Here is a 14975-nt window from a genome sequence, read left to right on the forward strand (position 1 = left end):
GTTATGAACAACCGGTTGGAACCAAAAAACAAGGAGCTAAGAGCGCGCGGCAGTCGCGTTTTACTCGGAGCACTCCGGTGAGCAAAGTAACCCGCGAAACTCGACTCCGAGTGGAAGCGCGGATGGACAAGATGCTTCCCACACCGGACGGGCACACCGCCCGCGCAGTGCCCCCAGGTATGGAACCGCCGGGTATGCGGGAACAAGTGACAGTTCACCCCGCGGGATACTCCCGGATCCTGACTGTTCCCAACATCCTGAGCATCGTGCGTATCTGCCTGGTGCCCATATACGCCTGGTTCCTCATCGGTCCGGGGGAATATGGGTGGGCACTCGCCATCGTGGCGATTTCGTCGTTCACCGACTGGCTTGATGGAAAAATTGCGAGGATCTGGGGCCTGACTACGCGGATAGGGCAATACCTCGACCCAGCCGCCGACCGATTGTTTATCCTTGTCACCCCCATTTGTTTCGCCATCGCGGGGCTGCTGAGTTGGTGGTGGGTGGCCGTTCTCTTCGCTCGCGACCTTATCCTTTTCCCGACGATGCTCATCTATCGCAATCGCGGAATACGACCGAAGGTCATGTACCTCGGAAAAGCTGCGACTTTCGCCCTCATGTGGGCATTCCCGCTGTACTTAGCGTCGGCTGCAGCGTGGTCATTTTCACATTTCTTTACCCCCTGGGCGCGAGCTCTTTTCCTGTGGGGGACGGTTTTGTACTTGTGGACAGGGGTTTTGTATTTGTACCGAGCAGTGCTTGTATCGAGGCGATTTCCTATTACGAGGGGTCGGAATCGCCCCACGGGTTCTTCATGATAAAAAGTGTCTTTGGGGGTGATGCTTACCCGCACCGCGCGCATGCCACCATCCTATGGATTAGGCTGGGGGAGTGAATATAACATGCCCCTCGGCACTATGTGGAGGGGCATAAACGGCTACTATGGGCGCTAAATCTGTATAACCCAGTGGAAGCGGTTCTCAGCTAGTTTAGTGGCAGGCAACCGCTCGATCGTCTGGCTATCATCTCTATGTGAGATAGTCAGTTGCATAGGGCAGTGGCTGATATGAACCGTTGGTCGAACTTAAGGAGGCAGAATCGATGAGTGACAATAGCGATTTTTCAGAATCTTCGGTGGAAACCACCTCGGTCTTCCGTGCCGATCTTTTGAAAGAAATGGAATCGGGCGCGTCCGATTCCTCAGCCCCAGGCGTTGATGGTTTACCTGAGGGCTCCGCATTGCTCGTCGTCAAACGTGGTCCGAATGCAGGATCTCGATTCCTCCTCGACCAGCCGACGACGACAGCAGGCCGTCACCCCGATAGCGATATCTTCTTGGACGACGTCACCGTGTCTCGTCGTCACGCTGAGTTCCGCAAGAATGATGACCAATTTGAAGTCGTCGACGTTGGATCTCTGAATGGCACGTACGTCAATCGCGAGCCCAAGAACTCATCAGAGCTTTCCAATGGTGATGAAATCCAAATTGGTAAGTTCCGCCTCGTGTTCCTCAACGGTCAGAAAGATTCTTAAGAACAGTGTCAGCTCTACGGAAAACGGGCCCGCTGCCTGAAGTCCGTCACGACCGCCCTTCCACGTTGTCGATCGGGGCGGTTCTTAAGCAACTTCGTCGCGAGTTTCCCGATGTCACGGTTTCTAAGCTCCGCTTTTGGGAGTCTGAGGGGCTTGTCTCCCCGGCGCGTACAGAGAAGGGTTACCGACGCTACTCGTCCGCTGATGTTCAGCGCCTACGTTATATTCTGACGACGCAGCGTGATAACTATCTGCCGCTGAAGGTTATTAAGCAGCGCCTCGATGCAATGGACGAGGGCAACGTCACCCCTGTTACGGGATTGATTTCTGCTGAGCAGTTCAAGCAGGAAAATACGCGTTTAACCCATTCAGATGTGTGTGCTGCCGCTGAGATCGATGACACTTTCCTCACGCAGCTTGCTAAAGCGGGGTTCGTTAATGCCGACAGGTCAGGCCTCTACTGCCAAGACGATGTGTCGATCGCGCGGACAGCGAGCCAACTGGTCGGGTTCGGGCTCGATGAGCGGCACTTAAAAACGCTGCGAGCTACGGCCCAACGGTATGCGGGGGTGATCACTCAGGTCAGCGGCCCGCTGGGCCATGCCAAGAGCAGTGATGCGAAGGCCAGATCGGAAGAGACAGCCCGCGAGCTCTCCGCATTAATCGTGAGCCTACAAGCGGCGTTTATTAAAGCTTCCCTACGCGGCGAATTCGATTAGAAACTGGGTGCCGTTTACCGATTGAACCGATTGGTCGGAATGAGGATGGAGGCCACATATCATCATGGTTGAACTCGAGTATTTAGGGTTGTTTCTCCTCGGCCCAGATCGCGATCCGGCAATAGTGTTTTTGTGGCCCCAGCGCCGACGCATCATGACGGTGTTTGTTGGTGCGTCCTCCGCAGCCATTCTTTCGGGTAAAGACATCGGCGTAGAGCCGCGGCGGCCGACGTCGACAAGTGTGATTGTTGACGTTCTAGAAGCGCACGATGACGCGGTAGTGAATATTTCTATCGACGCCGTCAACCATGGCACCTTCTACGCAACGATTCATTGCGAGTCAGGGAACAACTTTGATATCCGGGTCTCGGACGCTATTGATCTTGCTCTTAATGAGGACGTGACAATTTACGCCGAGGAGTCGATTGTTAAAACCTGGTCGGTTCCTGTCACGGCCGAGGTCGTTGAGCATCTCGATAGTTCGAATCAGGCTTTGTCTGGACGACGCGAATCGAGCCTGTCGTTGCTGGCTGACATGACGGGAGACAATTCCCAGTCAGAGGGCAATGATCAAGAACATCTGTCGGAAGACTTGGGTGATCTTGCCGTCGGCGATGCTGATTTCGAAGAACTCATGGGGCACTTGGGTATGAGCGAGAATGATCTTACCCAGGGTAGTGATGATGATCGTCGCGGTGAGAACGGTTCTGAGGATTCGTAGGCACGACGTTGTCAGCACGAGATTGGCAGAGTTCAGATTGGCAGCGACCGCTGGAGTGTGAACGGGACAGTCCGTCGGCTGGATGAGCGTGAGCACAACTTGACAGTGTGACTAGTGTGAAAGTTGTTAATTACAATACAGTAAGTTAAGCATGTGATTTGATGGGCGCATGTGAAAAATGTGCCACATGTGTTGCGTGTCGCGTTGACTCGAAAGATTATTGGCATAACCTAGACGTCAGCGAACTACATGAGTGTGAGTATTCCCGCTCTCTTGCTCAACACGTACGACCACAGAAAGCGAGCCTGCAGTGAAACAGGAACAGGCACCCGTCCAAGGCGCACTCTTTGACGTCATGGATTCGGACGATGAAGTCGGCTACCGCGTTCCCATCGCTTGTCAGGTAGCGGGGATAACCTATCGACAGCTTGACTACTGGGCTCGTACAAAGCTCGTCCAGCCATCCATTCGATCCGCACACGGTTCCGGAACTCAGAGGCTGTACTCGTTCCGCGACATCCTTGTTCTCAAGATCGTTAAAGGCCTGTTGGACACGGGCATTTCGCTGCAGAACATCCGACGTGCTGTTGAAAAGTTGAGCAACTTGGGCGTCGATGATCTTTCCACGATTACGCTGGTTTCTGACGGAACCACGGTGTATGAATGCCGTTCCAGCGAAGAAGTTTTCGATCTCTTGACCGGCGGACAGGGCGTATTCGGAATTGGCGTTCCCGGTATCGTCAAAGAACTTGCCGGGACGATTTCAGAGTTCCCGGCGGAGAAAGTTGTCCGTGCGGGAACTGCCGACGATGGTGTTGAGGGGGCTTCTCAGCACACTGTCGCTGGGTTCGATGAACTCGCGGAACGTCGGCGTCGTAAAACCAGTTAGCTAGCTGGCTGGCCCACTTGGCTTTTCAGTCAGCTACGTATCTAACCTGCCAGGGCGTCGGTCATTGCTTGGGGGAATGACTTGTCTGTGGCATTCGGGATTGCGTGGTAGCGCCCATTAGTTAATTGGCTCACTTCGCGGAGCCACGGGTCCACCTTGTCGCCGAGAGCGATGACATCGACTTGTACAGGGGATTGCTTGTTGATGATATCGGCCTGAAGGCGAGCGTTAGCTGCGTTCATGGATTGTCCCGCATTCGTTGAATCGGTCACGATAACGACACGCTTTGGAGCAGGTCCGCTAATTGACGCATTGAGCATCGCTGCGACGGTCGATTCATACAGGAACGGGGTGCCACCTGTCGTGAGTCCGTTAACCATTGATGCGCTCCGAGCCCCGTGGTCGCCGATACTGAGGTCAACATGGTTTCGATAGGGTTCGACCCTTTCCATGGGCGAGGAAAAACTCCATAACGACGTCACCCGCCCGTGCTGTCCCGCTTCTTGTAGGCTTCGGGCGCTCTCTCGCTGGATAACGTCAAAATGGTTGCGCATAGATTCCGACGTGTCGATCAGCAGCAGTGTCGACGCCGGGGCAGGACGTTGTTGATTCAACCGATCAGGTTTTTGTGTGGACTTAGCCTGGTCCTTTGCCGCGTCCTTCTTTTCTGGGGACTGTTGAGCGGCCGCTTTATCGGTCGTGGCTTCACCATCCGTGTGCCCGGACGCCTGGCTATTCATCTCCGTCGTGGTGGAGTTAGTCACCGTCACCGGTGGAAGCTCGCCACTGACCTGATTCGACGCAGCGTAAGCCAGTTCTTTGGTGTCGTTCGATAGGGAATCATGGGTAGGAGTTTTCTCAGCAGCCTGCGATTCCGAATGAGAGCGGGCGAATTCTGAAAAATCAGTGGCAGCCCGTGCTTGATACTCGGTAACCCGAGGGCTAGAGCTCATTTTCAGAAGCGGGAAATCGACCGTCGCATCACCGATCGGTGAAAACGCCGTGTTGTCGCCCCCAAGCGACTGCGGAGCCGCTACAGAAGAATTGCCCTTCCCACTTGAGACGGACGAGACCGCTTCCGAAAGAGAAGTGGGGGATAGGGTGGCAGCAACTTCACGTGCCGACGCATCACGCGCTTGAGGATCCATACCGGCTGGATGATCTTTAGCGAATTGGGCACTAGCCGCGTAAGCAGACCAGGTCGAGTCGCGCGGATACATCGGCGCGCCCGGTGCTTTGTCTTGTGCCGAGTTCTTTGAATGAATCGTTCCTAATTGTTGACGATCAACGAGCACCGACGAATCGATTTCTGCTTCGCTGCCGTCCAAAGCGGTCCCGCCGGGGTTATCCTGCGTTGAACCAGGGAGGCTACCAGCGGGTATCCACGCTGCGGGGAGATCCCCCTCGGGCGAATGGAACAAAGCTATCGCCTGTGCCGTATTCGCATATGTGATCTTCGGCGTAATACACGAATCATGGGTGGAAGGAGTCGACTTCGAATAGTCCGACGTCAACTTCTCAGCCGTAGCCTTGGCTGAAGGGTCAGCAATGACGTTGAGAACTGTCGATCGATCACAGTCAGCAGCGTTAGACGACGATTTATTCCGACTGACGAAAAACACAGACAAGGCAGCGAGAAGTGCGAGCACGATGACAATAACAAATGCCACCCACACCCACCGCGCGAAGCGTAATTGTCGTGTTCCTGATCGATGATTCGCCATAACGCAATGTTACAACGTTAAATCTGAGGTGCGAATGATATCAATGAGCTTCGTCCGTAGGTCGGAGGCGCGCTGAGAAAATTCGCGTTGCGCAGCAACATATTGTGCTTTCCCCTCGGACGTCTCAATGGGGACCGCGGAAAACCCCCACTCGGTGAGATCGTAGGGCGAGGCCTCCATATCAAGTTTCCGAATATCGCAGGCTAAACGGAATGTATCCAGCCACAGTTCACCGGGAACGAGGGGACCTAACTTCGTCGCCCACTTATATAAATCCATGTTTGCGTGCAAGCATGCGCCCTGTTCACACCGTGGTTGTGTTTCCCGCGATGGGTGGAACTTATTGCGGGGGACGGCGTCGGGTGTGAAGAATCGAAAAGCGTCGTAGTGCGTGCACCGCACGGAATGAGTTTCAACCACCCGGTTCGTCGCCTCTGCTCCTAGCCTGAGCGGTTCTGGATGTCGAGGCCGTCCTCGATAAACCATCGCCCATTCGTGGAGGCCAAAACAGTCAAAATGCGTGGGATTGGACAGTGTTTGGGCCAGCAGATTCTCAATGTAGCGGAACGTTGAGCCTCGATCTGCCCACAACGCAGCAGCGTCCAACGTCGTGATGGTATGGCCATGAAGCTGCTCCGCAGTGATACCAGCGTCCTCAAGCGCAACAGTGGGGACAGATTCGCGATCAACCTCAGTGAAATACTTCATAGCAGGAGCATCGACGAGATACACACCGTGGCCAGGTGACCAATGACTGAGTTTCCCTGGGGTGACGGGGTAGTAGTGGAAGATAAAGTCCCACACCGGATGCCGTTGCCCGCGAGAGGCGCGTTCAAGGTGATCTTTAGTCAACCTTGTAACAGTGTCCTTATGTGCATACCGACGCATTGTCCACTCTGATGGAAAAAGAATGGTGGGGCGAAATGTTGTCGAAGTCGGCATAATGTCTGAGGTCGAATTCCTTTGCTGTCGTGGGGTAGTAGGCGCGTGGGCTTACTCGTGTGTCTTAGTCATCGTGGGTACTATCGCGCACGGTTCCCACATATTCCTCGATCAAATCTTCGAGGGTCACTATTCCGTATTGATGCCCGCCGTCTACCACTTGTGCAATATGACGAGAGCGTCCACGCATGAGCCGCAGCGCTTGGTCCATGGGAGTAGAGGGGGAGAAAGTGATGAGCGGCCGGATTTCCCTGCGCGCTAACACCGTTTCCGGGTCAGAGTGGGGTGGGATTTCCCGGTCCAAAATGTCTTTGACGTGGACGTAGCCTAAGTACGTGCCATCTCTACCTGTCACGGGGAAACGCGAAAAGCCGGTGTCGGCAACAGCCTTTTCCACATCGCCCATCATCGGACCACTGCCGCGCAAAGGCACTGTACGGACCTCGTCGGCGGGGATGAGGACCTCGTCGATATGGCGACGTGGGGACGCTAACGCCTTGTTCAGCCGAGAGTGCTCTTCTGCGTCGATCAGGCCTTCCTGACGTGAATCAGAAATCATGCGCGCTAGCTCCGACGGGCTAACAGTGGTGTCTAACTCGTCCTTCTGTGTGATACCAACTGCTGCCAGCGTGATACGTGCTACCCAGTTGAAGAACAGAATGATGGGGCGCGTTATTTTCACGAACATGACGTGGATCGGGACGAGCCACATCGCGACGTTTTCTGGCCCCGCGAGCGCAATATTCTTCGGCACCATCTCGCCCAGAATGATGTGAAGAATAGAGACCAAGAGCAGCGCGAGCGCGAATCCAATGGGATGCAGTAATCCGTCGGGAACGCCGAGAGCTGCCGCGGGGGTTTCGATGAGATGGGAGACGGCTGGCTCGCCAACCTTACCCAGGAGGAGGCTTGCGATGGTGACGCCGAATTGAGCTCCGGCTAGGTTCATGGATAGATGCTCAGTGGCATTAATCACTGCGCGTGCCCTGGCATCCCCGGACTCTAGGATCGATTCCAGCCGGTCTTTGCGGGAAGAAATGAGGGCAAACTCTGCTCCCACAAAGAATGCGTTTAACGCGATAAGGAAGAGGGCGAATACGAGAGCCCATAGGTCGCCGATCATTTATTCCCCCTCTCGCAGTGGCAGATTGTTGTTGTCTTCCGCACTTGTCATCGCAGATGCTTGTTCGGGAGTGATAGGGGTCAAAAGCACCCGATCTACTCGTCGGTCATCCATCGATGTCACTCGGGCCGACCAGGATAAAGGATTCGTTTCCACCACATTGATGTCTGGATCTGGCAAAACGATGATGTCGCCTTCGACGGGAATCCGTTTGAGGTTCGTCATGACTAGGCCACCCAGAGTTTCATATGGCCCCTCAGGGGCTTTATAGCCAAGCCGAGATTCCAACTCATCAATGCGCACGAGCCCGGAGCAATCCCACGACGTTCCCGATTGCCGTATCTCCGTCTCAGTTTCGGTGTCATCGTGTTCGTCGAAGACAGCGCCGAGGATTTCTTCGACCATGTCCTCAATAGTGACGATGCCGCTTGTTCCGCCATATTCGTCGGCAACCATGGCCATTTCGCACCCAGATTGTCGAACAATCTTCAGGACACTGTCGCCGTCGAGACTGGTAGGCACGACGGGCGCAGGATCGGCGTAGTCCAGCACTAATGTCGAATCACGTTGATCCGTCGGAAAGGTAAACGCCTTTTTGACGTGGATGACGCCGAGAGTGTTATCGAGATCGCCATCGGTAATGGGGAAGCGCGAGTGCCCTGTCTCCATGGCAAGGGTGAGTAAATCCGTCATCGAGGCGTGTTTTTCGAGAGCCTCGACTTTGGCACGAGGAGTCATAATTTCGTCGGCCGAAACATCTCCGAATTTCAGTGACCGGTCAATGAGTGTGGCTTGATTTTTTGACATACCTCCATGAAGAGCCGAGTTTCGCACCAGCGCACCCAGCTCCTGAGGAGAGCGTGCCGACGCTAGCTCATCGGCGGGCTCGATCCCCATCTTTCTCACCAAATGATTGGCGGACCAATTCAAAGTTTTAATGAATGGCGAGAAAAGCCGGTTGAAATACACAACCGGCCGGACCGTGATCTTGGCCGCCTTCATAGGGTTAGTGATCGCTATGTTCTTTGGAACAAGCTCGCCATAAACCATGGACAGAAGTGCCGCGATAATCATCGCGATGATCAACGCAATGGACTGCGAGGCAGAGGGGGAGATCCCAACTACTTCAAGTAGGGGCGTTATAAATGTGGACAGCACCGGCTCTGCTAAATAGCCTGTGGCCAGCGTCGTTAATGTAATACCGAGCTGTGCCCCGGACAAATGAAAGGAAAGGTTTTGATGTGCCTTTCCCACCAATTTGCCCAACGGGGAGGTGTCTTCCTGGATAGTGGAATTTTCCAGACCAGTAAGCGCGAACTCCACCGCCACGAATACTCCCGTGCCGGCGGTCAACGCGATGAAACCGATAATGCCCAGAATACTTAATGCAATGTCCATAGTTGGTAGCTAGTGTAGATCCGCCAGACGACGGGAGTAATCCCGACAGGGGAGTGACCAGTCGTCAGTTACGCTTCAACCTCTGAGCGATCGCCCGACCACAGCGTGTGGAAGGAACCATCTTTGTCGATCCGACGATAGGTATGGGCACCGAAGAAATCGCGCTGTGCCTGAATCAGTGTCGCGGGGAGACGCTCAGCACGAAGCGAATCATAGTACGACAATGAGGACGCGAAGACGGGGATAGGTAGTCCCATTTCCGTCGCAGAGACGACGATGCGCCGCCAGGAATCAACCAGGTTAGACATCTGTTCCGTGAAGTACGGATCCAAGAGGAGGAGCTGGAGATCCGGGTTCTGGTCATACGCTTCACGAATTCGGTTGAGGAATTTCGCGCGAATGATGCAGCCGCCTCGCCAGATCGTCGCTAAGTCACGGGGATCGACGTTCCATTCGTGCTCTGCTGACCCGGCCTTAATTTCATCGAAACCTTGGGCATAGGCCACCATCTTCGACGCGTAGAGGGCCCGCCGCACATCCTCGATGAAGCTCTCCCGTTCCTCAGCAGAAATGGGTGAGCGGAGAGACCCGCTGGGGAGGTTCCCCTGTGTGGCGGTGCGTTGTGCAGTAGCGCCAGACAATGCGCGTGCGAAGACCGCCTCGCCGATGCCTGTGACAGGAATTCCCAGGTCAAGTGCCGCTTTCACAGTCCAGCGGCCGGTTCCCTTCTGACCCGCGCTGTCAACGATGACGTCAACGAGCGGCTTCCCGGTTTCACTATCAACATGTGAGAGAACTTCTGCGGTGATTTCAACCAGGTAAGAGTCAAGATCGCCCTTGTTCCATTCCCGGAAAACGTCGGCGATCTCTGCTGGCTCCATGTTCGCGCCGTAGCGGAGCAGGTGGTAGGCCTCGCCAATGACCTGCATATCGGCATACTCAATGCCGTTGTGGACCATCTTCACAAAGTGGCCTGCACCGTTAGGACCGATGTGGGTGCAGCAGGGAGTGCCGTCGACCTGTGCAGCAATCGATTCGAGTAATGGGCCGAGAGACTTGTATGACTCTTCTGGGCCACCAGGCATGATGGAGGGGCCGTTGAGAGCACCTTCTTCACCGCCTGAAATTCCTGCGCCGACGAAGTGCAATCCGCGAGCAGCAATTTCCCGTTCGCGGCGGATGGTATCCGTGTAGAGAGAGTTACCGCCGTCGATAATGATGTCGCCTTCCTCCATAGCATCGGCCAGCTGTGAAATGACGGCATCGGTCGCCGCACCAGCTTTCACCATGATGAGGGCGCGACGCGGGCGCTCAAGAGAAGCAACGAATTTTTCAATCGTCGACGACGCAATGAATGAACCAGTGTCACCAAAGTCCGACATAAACGCGTCAGTTTTTTCGTGAGAACGGTTGTACACCGCGACCGTGTAGCCGTGCGATGCAAAATTACGGGCAATATTTGAGCCCATCACTGCGAGCCCGACGACTCCGATATTGGCTAGGTTGCCTTGTGCTGTGGAGGTATCACTCATGACCCCCGAGTCTAGCGTGTTCTATTTCCGACGTCTGACAGTGCATATATCAGTACGATGGTGATCTATGAGTTTTGTCGAGAAATTCGGAATTTCCACGCAGCGTCAACTCACTGATGATGAATTGGCTGAGCTCAATGGCGGTGCCGTGTACGGAGAGGAAACTCCTGAAACAGGATCGAGCCCTGCTCTTCCGCACGGTTTAGACCAAACCCTAGGTATGACCTTTACTGCTGTTGGCCCCGAAAGAGTTGAGGGGAGGATCGTGATCGATCAGCGCCATGTTCAGCCATGGGGCGTGACGAATGGTGGCGTGTACTGCGCGATTGGTGAGTCTATTGCATCTATCGCGGGATATATCGCCACTGGGGGACAGGCAACTGTGATGGGAGTAAATAACAACACAGATTTCTTCCGCCCGTCTCGCCCAGGGGATATCTTGCGTGCGATCGCCAGGCCGGTGAATCTTGGCAGAACTTTCCAGGTATGGGAAGTCCTTATCGCGAATGAACGCACTGAGAAGCTTGTTGCGCGGACAAATCTTCGAACGTCGGTTATTCCGCAGTCTTCCACTTCTCAGCAGGGTTAGGGGTACCCAGTTTCCGGGTCTCCCGCGCCTCTGCAGCCTTGGGGGATTCGACCGCTAGTTTGTCGAGCCCGTTGCGTGCATAAAGCTGCTGTTGCGTGGTGTCCAAGTGCCACCGCTTGGGGGAAATGGAATTGAGGCCCCAGCTGACCATCGACACGAGCCTGTTGCGGAAGCCCACAATGAAGGCCAAGTGAACCAACAGCCACGTGACCCACCCAAAGAATCCAGCGAATTCAACTTTATCCAGCTTAACGACGGCCTGGAATCGGGACACTGTGGCCATCGAGCCCTTGTCAAAGTACTCAAAGTCAGGGCGTTCTTCGTATGACCGTCCCCGTGCTTCTTGGGCGATCTGTTCGGCAGCATACTTGCCGCCCTGGATAGCCACCTGCGCAACACCAGGCAGTTTATTCAGTGACATCATGTCGCCGACGACGAAGACATCGCGGTGGTTACCCACGGTAAGGTCAGCATTGACCGGTACACGCCCGGCGCGGTCGACCTCGACACCGCTTTGTTTCGCGATGATGGCGCCCAGGGGAGAGGCTGCAACGCCGGCGGACCAAATCTTGCATGACGCCTCGATGGTCGTTTCTTCGCCGGACTCGAGATTCTTGTACGTCAGACCGCGTTTGTTGACGGCCGTCACGATGGAGCCGAGGATAATTTCGACTCCCATACGACGGAGTTGGTTGGCGGCTTTTCGACCCAACCGCTTACCAAACGGCGGAAGTACCTGGGGTGCTCCGTCGAGAAGAATGATGCGCGCGTCCGCAGGGTCGAAGTTGGAGTATTCGCCTGTCAGGGTACGGTTCGCCATCTCTGCGACCTGACCAGCTAGCTCGACACCGGTGGGGCCTGCGCCGACGATGGCGAAGGTGAGAAGGCGATCGCGCTCACGCTGATCTGTCGTCATCTCGGCACGCTCGAATGCGCTAATAATGCGGGAACGGATTTCGAGGGCATCGTCGATGCTCTTCATCCCCGGTGCGTACTTTGCGAATTCGTCGTTGCCGAAGTAGGACTGGCCAGCGCCGGCCGCCACAATCAAGGAATCGTAAGGAAACACGAGCTCGTGACCATCCTGCGACGCCGTGACGGTTTTTACTTCTGTATCGACATTCTGAACTTCGCCGCGTGCGACATGAATATTGGGATCGGCATGGAAGATTTGCCGAATCGACGAGGCTATTTCACCAGGGGAGAGAATGCCGGTTGCCACTTGGTACAGCAGCGGTTGGAAAACGTGGGTATTGTTTCGGTCGATGATCGTGACGTCGACATTTTCGTTGGCAAGGCGTTTTGCCGCGAAAATCCCGCCGAATCCGGCGCCGATAATAACGACGCGGTGCTGAGAATCGTGGGAGGCGGGGGCGTTGTGGTTCGTTGTTTCGGAGGGCATAGGTCTCCTTCGGTGGGATATATCGTGCTTGGTCAGGGATCACGAAAAGTGTCGCCGCACATCAGTGTATGTCGGATCACACAGTATGTAACCAATCACACTATAGTGTCAGGCGTAAGTGTGGTAATTGCCGGGTTCATTCGCGAAGCTAGTCAATGGTTACTTCGTAACTCATGACGGCCTGCAGGGAAGTGTGGCGTGGTGCAAACCACCAAGCCCTTATCCGCGGTAGTTTTAGGGCGGGTAGAAAGTAATAAAAAGGCGCATATACCAGCACTAAGTGGGGTCAGCGTCGGCACGAAGAATCGGAAGGGAGTAGCCGCACAGGTGAAAAATAAAGGGCATATTGACCCCACAACGTGGCCTAATCTCGTCCGGGAACCCTCCGCACCCATGATGGGGGCACGAGCCAGCGCAGTCCACGATCGACTCGAAGAGTTCCTCGACTCCGTCGACATTTCCGTGCCCGACGAACCGATCGGGATCGGAGACATCGATCCCGAACCGCCTATTGCCTACAACCCTGAAGCAGTATTTTCGTCAGAACCGATGCGGATGTCGGTCTACGACCCCAATGTCATGAACCGCATGGTTGACTCCGGTTTCCTCGGTCTGGGTGAGGGATATGTCGCGGGGGAATGGGACGCGATACCCCTCGCCGACGTGTTAGCAACGCTGCTCGACCACGACATCGAGGCAGGATGGGGAAAAATGCTGTCCCGATGGTCGCGAAACAAAGTGACCGGCGTACCCCGTGCAGGTGAACTACCCCTCGAACTCATCGAACTCTGCACAGGCCCCTCAAAAACTTGGGGGAGCCCCCTGTTTGCCACAAGCTCGCGAACATCAGTCACCGAGACGTTGAATTGGAAAAACAAAAACACCATTGTCGACGTCACACGGTACGAATCGCCACAGTCTGTGTCATATGACGACATCGAGTCCGCCCAGTACCGACGCGTTAACCAGATGCTGGATGAGTGTCGCGTCGGGCCTGGATCGCGAGTGCTCGAATTCCCGGCATCGAGTGCGACACTTGCCGTGACTGCTGCTCGTCGAGGCGCCACCGTCGATGTTCTCACCTCGGACCCCGTTTACGCTGAGGATATACGGCGCATCGTGCGGGAAGAGAAGCTAGCTGGCGCGGTTCATGTGGAAACCATCAGTGGGCCGATACCGAGCCCGCGGCAATGGTCAGGTGTTTATGACGCCATCATGTCGGTTGAGCGCATGGAAACGATGGGAGTAGGAGGCTTGCGCCCGTTTTTGCGAGCAATCGGGCGGATGCTGTCTTCCGGCGGTCGGGCGTGCATACAGAGCGTCATCAACACTGGGCTGTCGGAAAACTCTATCCAAGCTCTAGGGATCATGCGGGGCTATGTGTGGCCAGCGTTGGAATACCCGACGGTGGAGAACATCCGCGACGCGCTAATGCGGTATACCGATCTGGTGGAACGGGCTGAAGTTCATTGCGGTGATCATTTGCGTGTCACGTTGCCACTATGGCGGCGCGAATTCGCGATTAATCGCGATGCTGCAGCAGCTGCCGGTTTTGATCGCGTTTATCGACGTTTGTGGTTTTATGTCTTAGCGCTGCAAGAAGCCTTGTTTATGCGCGGTGAATTGGATGTCGCTCAGTTTGTTCTTCTAAAGCCGAAGAAGAGCGAGTAGAGGAAGAGCGGCTAGAAGACTGGGCAGGGGATTGTGACGCGCCATCTGCGGAGTTTTTCGTAGTGTCCTGGGTGCCCTGGGCATTCTGATCGGCCTGATCCCGATTACTACGGTGTTTCCTCCACAAGAGTTGGCTGACCTTAAACAAAGCCGGGATGATGACGGACAACAGTCCAAGAACGATAAACCAGTGAACATATTTGTCGATCAGAGGAATGCCCCCTAACCAGTACCCGATTGCGATCACTCCTGCGCCCCAGATCGTGCTGCCGATGACCGACCAGAGAGTGAACGTCCGGTGTTTCATGCCGGAAACGCCGGCAACTACGGGTGTCAATGTGCGCACCACGCCGATAAAACGTGCGAGCATCACTGTCGGGGCGCCGACTCGATCAAAGAAATGATGAGTGCGTTCAAGAGCTCGGGGGCCCATCCAGGTCATCGCTCTGGATTCGAGAATTCGCGGGCCGACTTTTCGTCCAAACAAGAAGCCAACCTGGTCGCCTGCGATTGCGGAGAGGGGGACGGTGAGCATGAGTTGCCACACATGCGCGAAGGGGTCAGGTTGGGCTGCCAAAATACCTGCGGTGAACAGCAGAGTATCCCCGGGGAAGATGAAACCGATGAGCATGCCGGTTTCCATGAAGATGATGACGAGGACGCCAATAAAGCCGAAAGTATTGATCAGCATATTGACGTCGAACATGCTTCGCTCACGCCCCAATCAACCCA

14 protein-coding genes are annotated in these 14975 nt (G+C 55.1%); 7 read left to right on the top strand and 7 right to left on the bottom strand.

What is annotated here, in order from left to right:
* Nucleotides 1–77 precede the first annotated feature (77 nt).
* The 5 genes from CKROP_RS04275 (at nucleotide 78) to CKROP_RS04295 (ending at nucleotide 3862) form a co-directional block, all read left to right on the top strand.
* Nucleotides 78–818: a CDP-alcohol phosphatidyltransferase family protein gene (locus CKROP_RS04275; protein ID WP_237698442.1), complete on the top strand. Its 741-nt coding sequence runs from the start codon at nucleotides 78–80 to the stop codon at nucleotides 816–818.
* A gap of 283 nt (nucleotides 819–1101) precedes the next feature.
* On the top strand, nucleotides 1102–1533 hold the full coding sequence (gene odhI / locus CKROP_RS04280) for an oxoglutarate dehydrogenase inhibitor Odhl (protein ID WP_012731510.1): 432 nt from the start codon (nucleotides 1102–1104) through the stop codon (nucleotides 1531–1533).
* A 5-nt stretch (nucleotides 1534–1538) separates the two neighbouring features.
* Nucleotides 1539–2252: a transcriptional regulator FtsR gene (gene ftsR, locus CKROP_RS04285; RefSeq protein ID WP_012731511.1), complete on the top strand. Its 714-nt coding sequence runs from the start codon at nucleotides 1539–1541 to the stop codon at nucleotides 2250–2252.
* A gap of 64 nt (nucleotides 2253–2316) precedes the next feature.
* On the top strand, nucleotides 2317–2973 hold the full coding sequence (locus tag CKROP_RS04290; protein ID WP_012731512.1) for a bifunctional nuclease family protein: 657 nt from the start codon (nucleotides 2317–2319) through the stop codon (nucleotides 2971–2973).
* Between the two features lie 355 nt (nucleotides 2974–3328).
* Nucleotides 3329–3862, top strand: coding sequence for a MerR family transcriptional regulator (locus CKROP_RS04295; protein WP_052292465.1), 534 nt, complete (start codon nucleotides 3329–3331; stop codon nucleotides 3860–3862).
* 41 nt (nucleotides 3863–3903) lie between these two features.
* On the opposite strand, the gene CKROP_RS04300 is transcribed toward CKROP_RS04295, so the two are convergent.
* The 5 genes from CKROP_RS04300 to gnd all read right to left on the bottom strand — a co-directional run bounded on the left by CKROP_RS04300 (nucleotide 3904) and on the right by gnd (nucleotide 10581).
* Nucleotides 3904–5586, bottom strand: a complete 1683-nt coding sequence (locus tag CKROP_RS04300; RefSeq protein WP_012731514.1) for a vWA domain-containing protein — start codon at nucleotides 5584–5586, stop codon at nucleotides 3904–3906.
* 9 nt (nucleotides 5587–5595) lie between these two features.
* Complete coding sequence (locus CKROP_RS04305) at nucleotides 5596–6528, bottom strand: hypothetical protein (RefSeq protein ID WP_012731515.1); 933 nt, start codon at nucleotides 6526–6528, stop codon at nucleotides 5596–5598.
* Nucleotides 6529–6592: 64 nt separating this feature from the next.
* On the bottom strand, nucleotides 6593–7651 hold the full coding sequence (locus tag CKROP_RS04310) for a hemolysin family protein (RefSeq protein WP_012731516.1): 1059 nt from the start codon (nucleotides 7649–7651) through the stop codon (nucleotides 6593–6595).
* Entirely contained in the window at nucleotides 7652–9049 is a 1398-nt protein-coding gene (locus tag CKROP_RS04315) for a hemolysin family protein (protein ID WP_012731517.1), read from the bottom strand.
* A gap of 68 nt (nucleotides 9050–9117) precedes the next feature.
* On the bottom strand, nucleotides 9118–10581 hold the full coding sequence (gene gnd / locus CKROP_RS04320) for an NADP-dependent phosphogluconate dehydrogenase (RefSeq protein ID WP_012731518.1): 1464 nt from the start codon (nucleotides 10579–10581) through the stop codon (nucleotides 9118–9120).
* Between the two features lie 67 nt (nucleotides 10582–10648).
* Between gnd and CKROP_RS04325 the strand changes: the two genes are divergently transcribed.
* A complete protein-coding gene (locus CKROP_RS04325; RefSeq protein ID WP_012731519.1) occupies nucleotides 10649–11170 on the top strand; it encodes a PaaI family thioesterase in 522 nt (173 codons plus the stop codon).
* Here the strand turns inward: CKROP_RS04325 and CKROP_RS04330 are convergent.
* A complete protein-coding gene (locus CKROP_RS04330) occupies nucleotides 11136–12572 on the bottom strand; it encodes an NAD(P)/FAD-dependent oxidoreductase (protein WP_012731520.1) in 1437 nt (478 codons plus the stop codon). The two genes, CKROP_RS04325 and CKROP_RS04330, sit on opposite strands and share 35 nt — an antisense overlap.
* Nucleotides 12573–12770: 198 nt before the next feature.
* Here CKROP_RS04330 and CKROP_RS04335 point away from each other — a divergent pair, with 198 nt between their 5' ends.
* Nucleotides 12771–14243 carry an SAM-dependent methyltransferase gene (locus CKROP_RS04335; RefSeq protein WP_012731521.1) on the top strand — a complete coding sequence of 491 codons (1473 nt, stop codon included), beginning with the start codon at nucleotides 12771–12773 and terminating at the stop codon, nucleotides 14241–14243.
* On the opposite strand, the gene CKROP_RS04340 is transcribed toward CKROP_RS04335, so the two are convergent.
* Nucleotides 14182–14949, bottom strand: a complete 768-nt coding sequence (locus tag CKROP_RS04340) for a DedA family protein (protein WP_012731522.1) — start codon at nucleotides 14947–14949, stop codon at nucleotides 14182–14184. The genes CKROP_RS04335 and CKROP_RS04340 overlap by 62 nt on opposite strands.
* Nucleotides 14950–14975: the final 26 nt, after the last annotated feature.

The organism is Corynebacterium kroppenstedtii DSM 44385, assembly GCF_000023145.1.
GTDB lineage: Bacteria > Actinomycetota > Actinomycetes > Mycobacteriales > Mycobacteriaceae > Corynebacterium > Corynebacterium kroppenstedtii.